Genomic DNA, 17431 nt, shown 5'->3' with positions numbered 1-17431 from the left:
AACGCGCTCATGTGTCGTACTCGCCCGGGGTGCGAGGGGCCGACGTGCGCGGTGCGGGTCGACGCGCGAGCAGGAGGAAGGCGGCCCCGGCGAGGAGCACCGCGACGGTGGTGACCAGGCCGAGGGGGAGGATGCTGAGCGCACCCGCCACCCCGACCAGGGGCGCGGCGATCCCCCCGAAGCCGAACCGCACCATGCCGAGCATTGAAGAGGCGGTGCCGGCCATCTGCGGGTAGTCGACGAGGGCGAGGGTGGTCGCGGGCGGCGACGAGATCGCGACCCCACCGGCGAGCAGGAAGAGCGACACGATCACGACCCACAGCGGCATCCGGGTGAGTCCCGACGAGAGCAATCCCAGCGCGCCGACACCGGCGATCAGGATGCCGAGGGTGAGGGTGCCCGAGACGCTCCAGCGTTCCGCGGCTCGACCGGCGAGGTAGCCGAGGGTCATGAAGCCCGCGGAGTTGAGACCGAAGGCGAGGGCGTACGCGAGCGGGGACAGCCCGTAGATGTCCTGCAGCACGAACGTCGACCCGGCGAGGTAGGCGAAGAGGGCGCCGTAGAGGAACCCCTGGTTCAGGATCGCGCCGACGAACACCCGGTCGGAGAGCAGGGTGCGGAAATCCCGCAGGGTGTGGGCGAAACCGCCCGTCGCGCGGCTGTCGGCGGGCAGCGTCTCGGGGAACATCCCCAGGGCGATCACGAGGATGCCCGCGCCGATGAGAGCCAGGAAGACGAACAGTCCCCGCCAGTCGGCGACGGTGTTGAGCACCCCGCCGAGGAGCGGTCCGATGATCGCGGCGAGCCCGCCGACAACGGTGAGGCGGCCGTAGAACCGCACCAGCGCGCCACCGGTGTAGATGTCGCGACCCGCTGCCTGCGCGATGACGATCCCCACCCCGCCGGCGAGACCCTGCACGAACCGCGCGATGATCAGCAGCTCGACCGTGGGACTGATCGCGCACAGCGCCGAGGTGACGATGTAGGCGACGATGCCGATGAGCAGGATGCCGCGTCGCCCGAACCGATCCGACAGGGGACCCGCGACCAGCTGCCCGAGGGCGAGGCCGATCAGGCAGGCCGTCACCGTGAGCTGCGCCACCGAGGTGGCCGCGCCGAGCTCCGCCGCCAACGCGGGGAGGGCGGGAAGGTAGAGGTCCATCGAGATCGGACCGAACACCGTCAGCAGCAGGAGCAGCGTGGGCAGGATGCGGCTGAACTCCGTCCGAGGGGGTGAGATCTGTGCGGTCATGTCATCCACGGTCCTCGTTCATCGCTCGGTCGGGGAGTCTCTGACGAGAGGTGTACCGGCAGGGAACCCCTCGCGCGCGGGGAGCGTGCCCCGCCGGAGGGGTCCTCTGAGAGGGCATCCCTCGCGCGACCGGGGCGACCTACCCTGGGGCACATGGACAATCGATCAGAGGTGCGGGAGTTCCTCATGACCCGTCGCGCCCGCGTGTCGCCGGATGCCGCCGGCATCCCCGCCGGGCCGAACCGCCGGGTCGAGGGGCTACGACGCAGCGAGGTCGCCGCGCTCGCCGGGGTCAGCGTCGAGTACTACTCGAAGTTGGAACGCGGGTCGATCGCCGGAGCCTCGGCAGCCGTGCTCGACGCGGTCTCGCGTGCCCTGCAGCTCTCGGATGCCGAGCACTCGCACCTGCTCGATCTCGCGCGCAACGCCGACGGCATCCCGTCGTCGGGTCGCAACCGCCGCCGGAGCAGCAAACCCGCCTCGCCCCGCAACAGCTTGGAGTGGGCACTGGCATCCATCACCGACTCAGTGGCGGTGGTGCGCGACCAGCGGCAGAACATCGTCGCGTTCAACACCCTCGGGAAGGCGTTCTACTCGCCCCTGATCGGCGATGCGGGGCGTGTGCCGAACTTCGCGCGCTTCCAGTTCCTCGACCCAGCCGCGCACGACTTCTACCCCGACTGGGACCTCTTCGCCGACATGTGCGTCGCCGTCGTGCGCGCCGAAGCCGGCCGCGATCCGCACGACAGAGGCATCCAAGACCTGGTCGGCGAGCTCTCGACGAGGAGCGAGGTGTTCTGCACCCTCTGGGCGGCACACAACGTGCGCACCCACGGATCGGGCCAGAAGCGCTTCCACCACCCCGTCGTCGGCGAGGTGACCCTCGTCTACGAGGAGCTCGCGATCACCGCGGAGCCCGGGCACGTGCTACTGATCTACTCCGCCGAGCCCGGCTCGCCGTCTGCGGAGCGGTTGCGGTTGTTGGCGTCGTGGGCGGTGGAGTCGGCTGCGCAGACGGCGTCGTGACGGGGGCCATCGCACTCCAGAGCGTGCTGCCGCAGCCCGCCGGCCGGTGAAAGCGCCCGCGCCAGGGGTGTATTGACCGGGATGTGAGTCGGGTCCATGCTCATCTCGGAGCGCGTGAGGTGCGTGCGAACAGAGACCACGCCGCGTCGTTCCTGTCACACGAAGGAGTGGGGACGAATGGCCGGAACGCTGGATAGGAAATACGTCGAGGAGCACCTCGGCGCGCACAACTACGAATCCTTCGGGCGCAGCATCGTCGCGGCGGTGATGGAGGAAGCGCTCGAGCAGATGAGCGACAAAGACGCGGCATTCGACGGCGGGTTCCGGCTCGACGTCGAGACCGTCCTCGAAGCCACGGGGTCGGGATGCACCTGGCTCGTCATGATCGTCAACGGGAGGCGCGTGCGGATCCACCAGCCGCCGATCATGTCGTATTGAGGGGCAGCTGCTCGTTGCGACGGTCGGGGCCGTGTCGCCTTGTCGCGGCGATCTCGCGGTGCTCCTTCGCGGAGTCACGGTCGGGCGTTAGGTCGCCCGGGAGCACCGGATCCCCGGTGCTCCCGAAAGGCATGACCATGCGCTTCACCTCACACACCCTGCTCGACGACGGCGTACTCGAGCGCGAGTTCGCGCTCGCCGACTTCACCGGCGTTCTCTGGACGCCACCCACCGCGGCCCCGTCCTCGCCGGCGCCGTTGCTTCTGCTGAACCAACCCGGCGGCTTCGGTACGCGCCGGATGTATCCGCGGCTCGTCGCCCGCGCGAAAGCCGCTGCGGCCGAGGGCTTCGCCTCGGTGACGATCGAGCTCCCGGGCACCGGCGACCGCCCACCTCTCCCCAGGGCCGAGCAGGCCCGCGCCGATCTGCGCACCGCGCTCGCCGCGGGAGAGAAGCCGAGCGACGAGGTGATCGACCGGCTCATCCTCCCCCTCGTAGACGGCGCCGTCCCGGACTGGCAGACGACGATGGATGCCGTGCTCGCGCTGCCCGAGATCGGCACGGGCGTCGGCTTCTCCGGCGGGGTCATCGCGGTCGGTGTGCGGCTGGCTGCGGTCGATCCGCGGATCGCAGCGGCGGGTCTCTTCGCCGGAAGCTACGTGCCGCGCTCGACGTTGGACGAGGCGCGGGGTATCGGCATCCCGATCCATGTTCTTCTGCAGTGGGATGACGAGGGAAACGACCGACAGGCGGCGCTCGACCTGTTCGACGCGTTCGCCTCGACCGAGAAGACGCTCGTCGCCAACATGGGCGGGCACACGGGGGTTCCGGTGTTCGCGGGGGAGGATGCGAAGAGGTTCTTCGTGCGTCACCTGCGGTCGGAGCCTCTGCCCGTGGAGTCGGACTCGCGTTAGCCTGACGCCACCACCACCGCCCCACGTCGAGGGAGACCGTCATGCCCCAACCGCTCCGCTACGGCATCAATGTCACTCTCGACGGGTGCGTGCACCACGAGGCGGGCTTGCCTCCGGATGCCGAATCCATGGCGTTCTGGACCGAGGAACTGCGCCGCTCCGACTCGCTGCTCTACGGCCGCGTGACGTATGAGCTGATGGAGTCGGCCTGGCGCCGGCCGGAGTCGGGGGAGTGGCCAGACTGGATGGATGCCAGCGAGGTCGCCTTCTCGGAGGTCATGGACCCGATGCGGAAGTACGTGGTGTCGTCGGAATTGGATGCCGTGGATTGGAACGCTTCGCTCGTGCGCGGCGATCTGGGGGCCGCGGTCTCGGCGTTGAAGGAGCAATCGGGGCGGGGGATCTCGGTCGGCGGGGTGCGGCTGCCGGCGGCGCTCGCGGAGCTCGGGCTGATCGATGAGTTCACGTTCGTCGTGCACCCGGTGGTCGCGGGGCGGGGGCCGCGGCTGTTGGAGGGGGTGCGAGAGCAGGTGGCGTTGGAGTTGGTGGAGCGGTGGGAGTTGGGGCGAGGGGTTGTGGTGCGGCGGCACCGAAAGGCTGTGTAGGCCGAGGTGGCAGCTGGACTCCCGCGACTGGACCACCGTCGCCGCCACCCGCGGTCGCATCAACGACGCGCCCCTCTACATTGACGACAGCCCCAACATGACGCTCGTCGAGATCCGCGCGAAGTGCCGTCGCCGCAAGCAGCGTGAGGGCCTGAAGATGGTCATCATCGACTACCTGCAGCTGCTCAACAGCGGTAAGCGCGTCGAGTCGCGGCAGCAGGAGGTCAGCGAGTTCTCGCGCACGCTGAAGCTGATGGCGAAAGAGCTGCAGGTCCCCGTGATCGCTCTCTCGCAGCTGAACCGTGGCGCCGAGCAGCGCGCCGACAAGAAGCCGGCCCTCTCCGACCTGCGTGAGTCGGGCTCGATCGAGCAGGATGCCGACATGGTGGTGCTCCTGCACCGCGAGGCCGCGTACGAAAAGGACTCCCCCGTGCGGGCGAGGCGGATCTGATCGTGGCGAAGCACCGTAACGGTCCGACCGACACGATCACCGTGGCGCTCCAGGGGCACTATTCGCGGTTCGCGGATATGGCGCCGGGGATGTAGCTCATGCGGGGGCTGCGCGCGCTGTCGCTCAAGCTGATCTTGTCCGCACTCGCGGGTTCGAGTCCCTCTCACTGGAGGGATGGCTATCGATTGCTCCGGTGGGTCGGCTCCTACCTAGACGGCGATGGGTCGCATCGCGGCGCGACGTGTTTCAGAAGGCGTCCGCTAGAAGTCGGCCGATCGCGGCGCCAAGCGGTATCGGTACGGCGTTGCCGATCTGCCTCGCGATGTCCGTACGCGAGCCTACGAATCGGTGCTCGGGTCCGAAACCTTGGAGCAGCGCGGCTTCGTAGTGCGTGATCGCCCGATCCTCCTCAGGATGGATGTAGCGCCCCTTCTCAGGTTTGAAAAACTCGGTGCGTATCGTCACCGACGGACGGTCCCAGTGAAGACGGCCCATGACATCGCCCGACCCGGTCTTGTGCTTGACCCAGCACGGTGCCATTAGCTCCGGGTAGCGCTCTAAATTGCGGCGGTTGCCTCCCGCCGGAATCACAGCAAATCGCTTGAGCGATAGATCGGTGTATTTCCTGCTCCAATGCATGTCCCGGACCGCGAATGCCCCCGCGTAGCGCCTGCCGTGGAGTTCGACGCGACGACTGTTGAAGACCTCATCGCGGTCTGGAACACGCGGCAACCGACCGAGCACATCCTCCACGGTGACGAACGGCTTCAAACCATCGACGTTCGGGTCGACCGAATGCGTGGGCGCGGGGAAGCCCGGGAACCCGAGCGCGCGACGATAACCAACGATCACGGTGCGCCGGCGCGACTGCGCTGCACCGAAGTCAGCGGCATTGAGCACCTCTGCTTCGAAGTCGTAATCGGCGAGCATTCCGCCCTTAGATGTCGCGTCCTTGAACTGGCGGAACTGGGGAGATTTCTTGAACTCGGCGACGTTCTCGACGACGAAGTACTTCGGTCGTGCTAGGCGAATGGTCTGGGCATACTCTTCCCAGAGGGAGTTGCGCTCATCCTCGACGGCCTGCTTTCCAAGGCTGGAGAATCCCTGGCAGGGGGGACCCCCGACGATGAGGTCGGCCCGCGGAATCTTCTCCTCGGCTAGCCAGCTCTTGATGTCGCCGGGGTAGACGATGTTCTCGCCATACGTCGCCTCGTACGACGCGGCTGCGGCACGATCCATCTCGACGGCGCCCACCGTCCTGAATCGCGCGGAGGCCGCGTGAAGTCCCGCAGTAAGCCCGCCAGCGCCTGCGAAGAGGTCCAGAACTTTGATCTCGCGGGTCACCTGGTCATTGTAGACACCGTTTGATGTCCGACCCGGCCGGCGCGCCGGGGCACTCACGTGTCGACCCCTAGTCGTGTCCGCACTTCAGGAAGTACGCCAGTGAGCAGACCGGTTACTTCGCCTCCGCCGAGCACGAGTTGCCTGTCCAGTAGTCGATTACCGGATTCGCAAGAGGTTTCGCTGATAAGAGCGCAACCGTGACAGGCCGAAAGGTTGAGCTGCGCCGACCCCTGACGATCGCTCTCGATGCACACAGGATCGTTCGAGCAGATGTCGGCGTCATCGAGAGCCGAAAGGAGCAGCGGCACGAGCAACTGCGGTGCGCCGAGCCTGACCAGGCCCCCTAGAGTTCCTTGCGCATCTCCCGCGGCGGTGTAGATGAGTATCCCCGATGTCCTATCGGGACGATCGGAGCTGGCGTAGATGCGCTCCTGCAAGGACGCCGAGGAGTAGCCGCTCGCGAAAGCCAGGCGGCGGATGAGGAGATGGGCGATGGTGTGCAGGGCGATGAATCGTGGCTCGGGATCGTCCAAACGGGAGCGGGCCCAATCCAGCTGTTCGCGGCGCCCTCTGAGTATTTGGGCGCGGGCCTGCACATCGGGCAGGCGTTCCCAGGCCTCGATCGACGCTTCGTCGAACTGCAGGAAGATTCCTTCACCGAATAGCTCTAGCGCGGGATACACAGGGCGCTGCTTGGGGTCTTGACCGAGGTCAGCCGAGACGAAATCCGCGTCTGCGCGGTGTCTGCGGAACCCTTTCAGTGCCCGCACCTCGCGAACCCGTTGAACCTGGCCCACGCCCGCGAGGACTCGGCCGAGCTCGGCGGGGGCGTTTTCGAAGCAGTCACCGCACCAGCCGTCCACGACGAAGTTGCCGAGCGTCTTGTCCTTACCGGCTGCGACCTTCTTGACGAACGCCGCCCATTCGCCGTCCTTCAGTACGCTGGCGCCGTTGTCGCTCCCTGTCTCGGTCTCGTCAGCGAGGGCGATCGATAGGACATCTTCTGCCGAGACGCCGAGCTCGTCGGCGATCCAGCCCGCGATCGTCTCGGATTTCGGGCCACCGTTGTCGTCGACGAGACGTCGGAAGTAATCATGACCGCGGACGCTGCCGGCGATCTCTTGTGATCGTGTCTTATCCTCGGGTATGTCGAGCGCGGAGACGCGTTCCGCTAGATAGTTTCCCGTTGCGCCGCGTTGGACGGCTACGAGATCTGCGTCGCAGGCCTTGAGCCCGGCTTCCTCGGCCTGCCAGGGCTGTCGCCCCTCGCAACGGATTCCATCGCGTTGGAGCGAACCCTCACCGACGAGCTCCGAGAGAGGGCGCGAGCGACCGCAGCCGTCGCAGACGACACGAAGAGAGGCGAGACCTTCACCGCTGGTGCTGGATCGAACGAAGCGGAGTTCTTTGTACGCGCGACAAACGCGTACCTCCTCAGTAACTCCCTTGTCGTGGCCTCGGTGCGCCCACTTGAACCAAGGCACGTCCTGCACGTGGCTCCTGGACTTACAAACCGTGACATAGCGCATCGGCACGAGCGCTCCTCCGCAGTCACATCTGTTGCGGAACCGTCCCTTCACAATCCCGGTGAGCTTCGAAAGCTTCAAGCACCGCTCACAGAATCGCCACGCCGGGAATCGCCAGTAGGGGAGACTAAAAGTCTCGCGTCCGGCACGTCCCGCGTGAGCTGGGGCCTGCCGGAGAACGGGCCGCGGACGACCGGCCTGCAGCAGCTGGTCGACCAGTCGATCGCAGTGGATCTCGGGGGCTGTCTTCTTCTCCCACCAGGATGTATCAGGAGCGATGAGCGACTCGCCTCGGATGTCTACGATCGCGCCGACGCCGAATGGCGAAACTGTCTCTGATAGGCGGAGATCATGCTTGATGTTCTGCACGCCGTACCTCCTGTTCCGGTTCCTGGACCTCGACGGCGACGTTTGGCTCTACCGAGCGCATCGAATCTCCGACCAGCCAGTCGGGGCCTTCTTGCCCGAATCGCTTGACCAGAGCCCGGTCACCCGGTTCCCGATGCTCGTACCGTAAGGGAGCTCCAGCGTCTCGCGCTTCCGATGCCTTGCGGTCCCATTCGCGGAGTAGTTGCCACACTTGATCTGACACCGCCTGCTGCTCGTCAGGATCCGACTGCCGAACGAGCACCATGAAGCGCTCCACCAGGTCCTCGACCGTGGCGCGTAGGCGTGAGTCGGATAGATCGAACTCACCTGCACTGTCGTCGCGACCTAGTGAGGCGATGCTGTGTCGAATGAGCGCGATCAGCGCGCCGGCAAGCGATCGATCACGAGATGAAAGCGACCAGGGGGTCACGCTCGTTGGTTCGACGCTTCGGTAGAGCGCGTCATGGAATCCGCGGAAGGTCTCGAAGTGGGACCGGTCACGGGCGCGATTGGATCGGAACAGGGTCACTACGATGCCGTTGACACTACCTCGTCCGACGCGGCTTGTGGCCTGAATGTACTCCGCGGTGGTCTTCGGTTGGCCGACCATGAGCATGAGAGCGAGTCGCTGAACGTCGATGCCGACGGACAGCATGTTGGATGAAAGCACTGCGTCAACTGCTTCCGCGGATTCATCGGCGTTCACCCTCAATTGCCGTAGGTCCTTTGGCAACTCTTCGGGGCCTCGTCGACTGGTCAGTTCGAGCACATGATCCGCCCGTACCGCCCGGAGGTCGAGCCCCAGCCTGTCGGCGCGCGTTTCGAGGCGTCCGTTGACGTCGTCGAGTAGAAGAGCACTCGTTCGCCCTAACTCTCGGAGGCTATTGTGGTAGGCCACGAAGGTCCAGTAGGGATCGACGCGTTCGTCGATCCCGTCGGCTCCAAGCACCACCTGGGGCAGTTCAAGCATTGGTGCGGCGGCGGCGACCAATGCGGTAGCTTGAGACACGCTCTGGGGCATTATTCCCGCGTACAGACGACCCTTGCCGGTGGCGACCGGACTGGCAAAGAATGTGCGGTCGCCTTCGATTCCTGCTGGCGGGTAGAGCGCTACCGGGCGCCCGTAAAGGCCTCTCACCTGGTCGTCCGATGCTCGGATCGTCGCGGTTGATGCGACGATCTTCGGGTCGGTTCCGTTTCGGCTCAAGAGCACCTGCAGAACAGCGTCAAACACCGCGACCGTCGTTCCCAGCGGGCCCGACAGCAGGTGGAGCTCGTCTTGGATGATCAAGGAGGGCTGGCGGAATGGCGTGCCTATGCCGAGGAGGCGCCCAGCGGTGTCCTTGAACTGCAAGCGCGCGAACTTGTCCACGGTCGCGAGTAGGAAGGTGGGCGGCTCGTCGTAAAGAACTTCGTCGACCACATTCATCGGCAGATCCCGGTGGAAGAAATCGCAGGAAGCGTCGACACAGCGAAAGACCACGTCATTGCCTGCCCGGCGGGCCCCATACCGCGTTCGCGAGTCGTCCTTTCGTCCCGGTACGAGCTCTGCCAAACACCAAGGACATTCGGTGATCTGAAACTCATTCGCGTCCTGAGGATGCTGCGCCTTGTACAGCCGTTCAAGGGCGTATCTCGCGTCCGCGCGGGTTTGAGGCGTCGCGTCCCGCCCGACCCACAGGCCGATCGAGAAGCGGGCCATGCCCTTCGCTCTCGCGTCGCGGTCGCGGAGGATCTCCATGGCGCAGATCAGAGAGGCTGCCCGTTGAAACTGCTGCGAGGTCAGCAGTCGCAGCGTGTATCGGGTTACTACTGCGGTGCCCCCACCCTCCGGGCCGTGCTCTATGCGGCGTAGGTAGATCACGATGGCGGCGAGTGCGAGGTACGCCTCCGTCTTACCTCCGCCCGTGGGGAACCAGATCAAATCGACAAGTGATCGATCGGGGTGTTTCTCCTTGACCGTCGACGCTAAAGCGACGAGTAAGAATCCAAGCTGGAAGGGGCGCCATTCTGGGACCGAATCGAACTCTCCGCGTCCCAGCGCAGCCTTGGCCATCTGGAGTCGCATAGCGGACATCGAGAGCGCGAACGAGCGCCGGAGCGCGACCGCACCGGGCTGTGCAAGAAGGTCTACCCCTTCGCGCATGCGCTTAGCCGAGGTATCCGCGCGCCGGGCGATCGATTCCGCGTCGCGGCCAAGGATGGCTGCCTCACGTTGTTGCTGCTGGACCCAGCGCGAGAAGGCGTCGACAAATTCTCCGAGTGCGTCTATCACGGGTGCTGGTTCAGAATCGATGGACGCAAGGAAGTCCAGGTCGAGCGCCGGGCGAGCAGCTTCGCCGAGTTGGTCGCCCGCCGCCTGAGCGATTGCAGGCACAACGAAGTGCGGGACCGGGTCGAGACGGACGCCCTCGCATCTCCCGTCGGCGTCTGTGTCCCAGCCTGCGGCCATTCCGTGGCCGACCGCAAAGGTCTGGTGGCTCCGGTACCGGAGTCGAAGCTCCGCGGATTCGGGGTCGGTGTCAATCGCGCGCGACACGTCGTATTCCAGGATGCGCGCGCCGTCGGCGGGTCGACCTTGGAGATCGACCTGGAAGAGCATCAGGGGTATGTCGGTCCGGTCGTCACCTGTGGTTCTTGTGCGCAAGCGGACGTGAAGCGTCACGAGCCAATTCGGTCCGCAGCGCCGCCAGCGCGTTCCGATCTCGAATGGAACATCGCCGGCTTCCAGCTGGCGTACCTGTGCCGCCCCTTGCGTAAAAGCGATCCCGCTGAACCGATGGCCGACGCGTTGCCACCTCGGTAGTCCACCGTCCTCGATGGGGACGTACGTTGCTGTGGAGAAGTCGCAATGCACGGTCTGGCCGTTCGTGACAAAGGAGATAGCGGCAGATGAGGGCCGCCAGTCCTCGGCCAGGGGTGCAGCCGCATCGTCCTCTTCGACGTCGCCTTCGTCGACGTCTGCCATCACGAGTTGGTCGGGATCAGCTTCACCGGCCGCAATGCTGCCCTGGGCCGGAAGGTCATCGCCCGCGGGAAACAGCATGCCGACGGCGTACTGCAGTGAGGGACGATTGAGGAGCACTTCGTCATCGCCGTGTTCTGGTCCGACGTACGCAGCTCGGAGATGATTCAGCGCGCGCGTTTGGGCGTCCGTGAGTGTCACCGCTGCGCCTCCGCGGACAAACGCACGAGTCTCTGCAGACGTTTGCGGTCAGCATCCGTCAGCGCGATGCGCAGGGACACACGCGCCCGCGTGACGGCCACGTACAGGTTCGAGAGCGCCTCGGGTGTGTAGTCCTCGGGAAGGTCGCAGACGATGACATGCTCGGCTTCCAAGCCTTTTGCGTTTCGAGGGCTCAGCACGCGGATGCCGTCGACGAACTCGTCCAATGACGCGTCGCAATGTGCAGGGATCACCCAGACGTCAGCGGCGCGAATCCCGTCCCGCTTGAACGACTTGGCGAGACGGATCGCCTGATCTCGTGATCCTCGTTGAACCACCTTCTCCCAATTGATCGCCTCACCATTGACGATGCCTGGATCTCCGACATCGGCCGCGAGGTACTCCTGGACCATGTGCACGATTGCACGCGTGTTGCGCACGTTCTTGGTCAGGTCGTACTCAGCAGCATCGGATTGCACCAGTTCGAAGACTTCCGGATCGAAGCGGCCGTCGACATGGGCTTGGTTGTTCGGGTCAAGGAACATCCGCCACCGCCCGCGGCTCCTACCTCCCTCGATCACGCCATCCAGGACGTCCATCGCCTCCATGTACATCAGATCCTGGGCCTCGTCGACGAGTACGACGTCGTACTTCTGCGCGTCTCGCAACGCGGAAAACTCGGCAATCTCGACACGTCTCCCATCAAGCAGCGGGGCGAAGAAGGCACGAAGTCCAGGTGATCGGAATGTGACCAGCACCGACCGACCCTGCGCTGCTTCCTGTTTCGCCGCTTCTGCGAGCACGACCGACTTGCCCGTGCCCGCGCCACCGAGGACCATGATCCTTTGGTTCTTCGCTAGGCCTGCAAGCACGCGGGCTTGGTCTGCCGTTGCGAGGTTCTGCTCGTCGATGACGGCTCCGCGTTGCGCGTCGATGACTGGGAGTCTCGAGAATTCGCCGAAGAGTCGCGTCCTTAGATCTTCGAAGCCTGCGGATCGCGCAGTAGGAGGGGCGGGCGGGATGGTCGTGGCGACAGCGTCAAGCGCTGAAGTGAGTCGCGCCGCTGTCATGTCGTCCTTGGTCAGCCAGTGCGTGGTCTTCCATTCAGGCGACGCCGGTGGGCCGTCGATATCGGGAGTGATCACAATGGCGTCAGCGAGAACCCAGCCGGCGCCGTCCTCCCTGAGTATGTTGAGCAATGCGCGCATGGCGGTGCGCGCTTGCGTCATAGGTGGTTCTTTGAGCTTGTTCCAGTCGCCATGGCGATTCCTGGTGTACCAGGCCCCGTCATGCTTCATGACACCGCCGCCCTTGACCTCGACGACGATGATCGCTCCCTTCCACAGAACGATGAAGTCTCCTTCGGACGTCTGCTTCGAGGGATGACTGCGGAGCTGCATCGAGTGGAATCCCACCGCATCCGGTTTTTGGATCGCCGCAAGCAGTCTCGCGACCCGTCGCTCGGCGTCGCTCTGCACGTATTGTTCGATGCTCTGCAGGTCGGGGCTGAGAATCATGACCGCTGCTCCTGCCACAGCTCTTCGTACTCGCGGAAGCCGAGCAGATTATTGACGTCGGTACTGCCGAAGTTGTCTTCCATGTCGACGATGAGGCACACGTCCTTTCCGCCGTTCTCGCGGCCTCGAAGCCCTCGTCCCGCCATCTGAATGTAGGCATTAGGACTGAACGTCGGGCGGGCGATGTAGAGCGAAGTCACACCTGGAGCGTCGAAGCCCTGTGTAAGCAAATCGCAGTTGGCGAGCACTTGAACCTCTCCGTCCTTGAACTTCTGGATGACGTCGCGTCGTTCCTGTCGACCGGTTTGACCGCTCACCGAAGCGGCTTCGACGCCGCGATACCGGAGTGTGGCCGCAAGAACCTGCGCCGAGAGGACATTGGGTGTGAACACCAGGACTGATCGCGCATGCTCGGGTTCGAGATTCATGATGCTGTCGACCAGGATGCTCATGCGTGCGTGGTCTGCCGCGACTCGGTCAAGAACCTGACCGCTGACACGATTTGTCCGCTTCGCCTCGCGCGCCTCGTCATCGGAGAGTCGGACGACCGCACCTCTCAGCACGGCATGCTTCACGCGCGCCAGAACGCCGCGCGCCACAAGCTCCTGGTAGGGATTCTCCTCGAAGGCTGCTAGCTTTCGCCTGCCGAAGCGGGCAGCGAGCTGGTCCGTGGCCTGAACCGATGTCCCCTTGAACGGCGTGGCAGATAGGCCGATCAGTGGACGTTCGAATCGGCGGCCGTCCACACCCAGCCATGAGAGGAGGCGTGTGTACCGTGTGGATGTGCCGGCAACGTGGCCTTCATCGATCACGACGACGGCGGGCTTACTTAGCCATTCGTACTCGGCTCGGTCCAGGAGGACTTCGAGCTTGGCGTCAGTTGCGACGATAACGCTGTGCGCTGTGTCGGGCTCCTGGACGTCATTCCCCTCCCACAAGCGCCCAAGCGTCAGAGGGATGTCAACCTGCTGCTCCGTACAGAGCCCACGCCACACCTCGCTGAATGTCTGGACCGCCTGCTCGCAGAGCTCCTGCGACTGCGCAATCCACAGGACGGGGCCTTTGAGCTCGCCGTCGATGAATAGCTGAAGGAGTGTCTGTGTCGCGACGCGCGTCTTGCCAGCCCCAGTAGGCAGTTCGACCATCGCCTTGGCTCGACGACCGGCGTCATCAATCTCGAGCAGCGTGGACCGTAGTTCTGCACTGATCCGGGCCTGATAGTCATGGAGGTTCGGGAGCACGGTGGCACCGGGCACGATGAATTCAGCGGCCTGGCGGACCGTCCGCTGCCCGGCGAATTCCGGCCCGAACCCCATCTTTCGCAGCCAAGTGATCGTCGCTGCACCACCCGCCCACTGGGTCGGAACATCGGGGAACCCCTCTCGCCGGAAGAGATCGGCCAGTTCGCTGACGGCGTCCTTCCCGTAAACAGAGAGGACGAGCTCGGCCACCGACGTGGACTTGGACACGAGGCCCTGCGCTTCCAAACCCTGCCAGAGCCCCTTTGGGAGCTTTTCTCTCAGATCGTCTGAACCGAAATAGACCTCAAGTCGCTCAGCGCTCGTCGTCGCCGAAACTGCCTCCTGCCTGATCAGCTCGAGGTGCTGCGCAAGTCCAACCTCGAGAACGCGCTCGACTTCTGCGTTGTTGAGTCCCAGGTCGAAGGCTTCGCTAAGGAGTCGAAGCGACTCCCGCTCGCTGAGCCTCGTCGCAACGACGAAGTTGACGCCGTCGCGATAAGCGTCCAGCGACTGGGTTTCGACGCCATCTTCGGTAGTGACCCACTTTGCTATGGATTCGGCGCGCGAGAACGTCGCACTTCCGAGGTCCTCTTTGCTCGGCCAGCCCCGGAGCCCGGTGAAGACGTCAAGCAGCCGTTCAGCGTCTTGCTGGCCGTCGATCCTCATCGAGAACGCGAAGGAGTCCTCGAACCGTTTGCATCCGACCAGGTCCACCAGGAGTTCGGCATCAGCCTCGGATGCGCAAAGATAGGGCCGCTGGTGTTGGGCAAGGTAATCGCGCTGCTCCTCGTCCACCGCGATGTAGACGGTTCCGGTCGTGCGCGCTTCCACCACACGTCCAACGCGCGCGGGTATGCGCGGGGGGTGACCGTCCGGATACGCGAACGGCGTGGCTTCAAGGATGAACCGGACGAGTATGGAGTCCGTGAGCTGTGGCGGAAGCAACTCGGTCGCCAATGCCTCTCGGAGTACTTCGGGGGAGATGCGCGATATCTCCTGCGGCAGTTGCAGGGTGTCGACGATGCTCCGCGGTCCGTCATACAGTGGCAATAGTTCCCGATATTCGACGAGCGACGGTGCGACCGCGTGGGTGATCGGTTGAAAGCCGCGGGACGTCCGAAGCAGTCCAGCCCGTTCGGCCGCCCACCGAATCGGCGACTTCACCCGGTACGAAACGCCCGTGGCGGTGTCTTCGCAATCCCACGGGGCATCGCCGTACTCGAGAAGGCCTCGCGTCCACGTCTCGCGAATCTGGTTTCCCGCCTCCGCCTCATGCAGTGTCAGCAGGACGGAGAATGGACCGGGGGAACCGCCGCTGCTCGGGTAGAGCGATATTCGTTCGACCGGGCGTTCGCCGGGAGTCAGGCGGCTGTTCAACTCCTCGATGACCCAATCGCGGTAGTCATCCCCGTAGGACTCATCTTCAAAGTCGTACTCTCGTTGCGGCGAGTCCACGACACCGATCTCGTGGGCAAGTGCCGGGACGCATCGCTGTCGATCCAGCAGTACCCCACCGTCTGCCCCGGGCAGCTCGCCGTCCAGGTCGAGGACCTGCTGCGGCCAATGCCAGGCTCCATCTCGAGTGGGCACCAGCACCTGCGCGGTGGGTGTCGCGCGCAATGCCGCCGCGGCGTCGCGAGTGCTCACGCTCAGCGCCGCATCCCAGAATTTCTCTTGCTGCTCCGGTCCCGGATCCGTCGAGAGTTTCGCCAGACGCGCTTGGAGGATGGCGATGGGATCCAGATCACGGAACCCCGCTGAACGAAGCACCCGCTCCATGTCCGGGTAGGCGAGGAACTCTGGATCGACGAAGACAGCACCTTCGATCTCGAGGTCGTCCGCCTTCGAGAGGAACACGAGTGAACGATCCCCAAGCGCGCGCGGGCCGTCCGTGGTCGGGAGCACGCGAGCCTTCTCAGCTTCATCGGATCCGCGGTTCCCCATGACCACCTTGAGCGCGTTGGCCGCGGACTCGACGTCATCTCCCTCGGCCCACTCTCGGAGCCACGACTGGATACCCCGCTTGGGTACGAGCTCGAGAGCGCGCTTCATATCGCGGCTGTCCTCGTCGAAACGATCTGGATCCACGCTCACCGCGAACAGTTGCCTCAGTCGCGCCACGCGCTGACTCGAGCCGTAACATCGCCAGTGGGGCACATCATCAGCGGTGTTCGGGGAGGCAACCCACGCTTCGTGTGCGACCTCAGGAATCTTCCATTCGCACAGCAGATCCAGCGGCCTCAGCTCCTCGGGGGTCCTGATCACACCCCTGCCATCCGGGAGGAGGGCCGCCGTGACAGCCAGCGGCGGCACGAGTGCACAGAGCACTTCGTCACCGAAGTAGATCGCCTCCCGACCACGAGCAGGCAGGTAGTCAAGGTGGGCAGCGGGGTCCTGGGGGCTGCTGACCCTGGGGAGCAGATCAACGAACATGTCGGCGAGGGTGGCGAGAATCTCCCGGTTGTACCCGTTCCGCAACAACGTCGTCCGATCATCGTTCACGCTCCATGGCGCGTTGAAGAACGCGGTGGCCGACGTCCGGTCCTGCAGGGGGAAGTAGCTCCAAAACTGCCCGACCTGAGTACCGGCGTCCCCCGCCTCCGGATTTGCTCGGCGAGGTTTGACCGGCACCGCGATGCTGACCTTGATCTCGCTTCGTGACACAGCCTCGCCGACCTCACGCCTCGCCGCAGGTGTGGGCGAGTGCATCCGCTCACTGACGAGCCACTCGTCACCTGAACCATTTGGTCGCTCGATCTTGAACCGACCATCGCCCAGATCCTTTGAAATGTGGCTGGTTGCGAAGCCGCGATCACCCAGAACTGTGAGCCTGACTTCCCGTACGGCGCTCACGAACAGTAGAAATTCAGACGAGAACGTTTCCATCTCTCGGCGAATCCGTGCCGCATCCGCGACACCCGGCAAGCGGACGATAGTGGTGGCCCACTCAGCGAGCTCGCCGGCGATCGGGTCGCTGGCGAACATTCGATCCGCGTCGAGCAGAGTCGCGGTGCGGAGCGCGGGCAGTCGACGATCGGCGGATCCCACGCCCTTGATCGCCGCCTGGGCCTGAGCGGAGTTGAATTCGAACGATACCGATCGACTCAGCACTTGCGGGGAGCTGCTCACCGCCAGAACAGACTTGAACCCCAGCCCGAATCGGCCGATCTCATCACCACGCTTTCCGCTGAGATGGGCGTGGGTGATTGCTACCATGCCGCTCTTGGAGAAGGGGCGTCCCGAGTTCGCGCAATACAGCACGCGCGAGTCGGGATCCAGCACGATCTCGACACGGCCGAGTCCTGCGTCCGACGCGCTGCCGGCCATAGCGTCAGCTGCGTTCTGCACAAGTTCGAGAAGCGTGCGACTCGAGTAGCCGCCGGTGCGGATCGACTCCTCGTGATTCGCGTGCTCGGTGATCAGCGTCGGCTTCGCCGAGTAAGCCGCGATCGCACTCGCAAATTGCGATTCCATCTCGTTCACCAGCGCGGCATCGGGCTTCCACGCCTCAGTCGTCTTCGACATCCCCAGTCCCCATCACTCGGTCTATACAACCCAAAGTAGTGTGGTCCACGGACTTTC

10 protein-coding genes and 1 pseudogene are annotated in these 17431 nt (G+C 64.7%); 5 read left to right on the top strand and 6 right to left on the bottom strand.

Features of this window, described 5'->3' with window-relative positions:
• Positions 1–7: 7 nt before the first annotated feature.
• Positions 8–1252: a multidrug effflux MFS transporter gene (locus tag QRO03_RS06145; RefSeq protein WP_285136646.1), complete on the bottom strand. Its 1245-nt coding sequence runs from the start codon at positions 1250–1252 to the stop codon at positions 8–10.
• Positions 1253–1405: 153 nt separating this feature from the next.
• Here QRO03_RS06145 and QRO03_RS06140 point away from each other — a divergent pair, with 153 nt between their 5' ends.
• The 5 genes and pseudogenes from QRO03_RS06140 to QRO03_RS06120 all read left to right on the top strand — a co-directional run.
• Positions 1406–2278, top strand: coding sequence for a helix-turn-helix domain-containing protein (locus tag QRO03_RS06140; RefSeq protein WP_285136645.1), 873 nt, complete (start codon positions 1406–1408; stop codon positions 2276–2278).
• A 177-nt stretch (positions 2279–2455) separates the two neighbouring features.
• On the top strand, positions 2456–2716 hold the full coding sequence (locus QRO03_RS06135) for a hypothetical protein (RefSeq protein ID WP_285136644.1): 261 nt from the start codon (positions 2456–2458) through the stop codon (positions 2714–2716).
• A 137-nt stretch (positions 2717–2853) separates the two neighbouring features.
• The gene (locus QRO03_RS06130; RefSeq protein WP_285136643.1) at positions 2854–3630 is read left to right on the top strand and encodes a dienelactone hydrolase family protein; all 777 of its coding nucleotides are present in this window, start codon (positions 2854–2856) and stop codon (positions 3628–3630) included.
• Positions 3631–3671: 41 nt separating this feature from the next.
• A complete protein-coding gene (locus tag QRO03_RS06125; protein ID WP_285136642.1) occupies positions 3672–4235 on the top strand; it encodes a dihydrofolate reductase family protein in 564 nt (187 codons plus the stop codon).
• A gap of 13 nt (positions 4236–4248) precedes the next feature.
• Positions 4249–4781 (top strand): annotated as a pseudogene (locus QRO03_RS06120) (DnaB-like helicase C-terminal domain-containing protein); the annotation flags it as partial.
• A gap of 151 nt (positions 4782–4932) precedes the next feature.
• Here QRO03_RS06120 and QRO03_RS06115 read toward each other — a convergent pair.
• The 5 genes from QRO03_RS06115 to QRO03_RS06095 are packed head-to-tail and all read right to left on the bottom strand — an operon-like array spanning position 4933 to position 17374.
• The gene (locus QRO03_RS06115) at positions 4933–6030 is read right to left on the bottom strand and encodes a DNA cytosine methyltransferase (RefSeq protein ID WP_285136641.1); all 1098 of its coding nucleotides are present in this window, start codon (positions 6028–6030) and stop codon (positions 4933–4935) included.
• 53 nt (positions 6031–6083) lie between these two features.
• A complete protein-coding gene (gene drmB, locus QRO03_RS06110; RefSeq protein WP_285136640.1) occupies positions 6084–7925 on the bottom strand; it encodes an MrfA Zn-binding domain-containing protein in 1842 nt (613 codons plus the stop codon).
• Positions 7906–11091, bottom strand: coding sequence for a helicase-related protein (locus QRO03_RS06105; RefSeq protein ID WP_285136639.1), 3186 nt, complete (start codon positions 11089–11091; stop codon positions 7906–7908). The genes drmB and QRO03_RS06105 overlap by 20 nt, the downstream gene beginning before the upstream one ends.
• Positions 11088–12608, bottom strand: a complete 1521-nt coding sequence (locus tag QRO03_RS06100) for a nuclease-related domain-containing DEAD/DEAH box helicase (RefSeq protein ID WP_285136628.1) — start codon at positions 12606–12608, stop codon at positions 11088–11090. Before QRO03_RS06100 ends, QRO03_RS06105 begins: the two co-directional genes overlap by 4 nt.
• Positions 12605–17374, bottom strand: a complete 4770-nt coding sequence (locus tag QRO03_RS06095; RefSeq protein ID WP_285136627.1) for a sacsin N-terminal ATP-binding-like domain-containing protein — start codon at positions 17372–17374, stop codon at positions 12605–12607. Before QRO03_RS06095 ends, QRO03_RS06100 begins: the two co-directional genes overlap by 4 nt.
• Positions 17375–17431: the final 57 nt, after the last annotated feature.

The sequence above is a fragment of the Microbacterium sp. lyk4-40-TSB-66 genome, assembly GCF_030209475.1.
In the GTDB taxonomy this organism is placed as follows: Bacteria; Actinomycetota; Actinomycetes; order Actinomycetales; family Microbacteriaceae; genus Microbacterium.
Note: the sequence above shows the minus strand (reverse complement) of the source record. Positions and strands in the feature narration are given on the sequence as shown.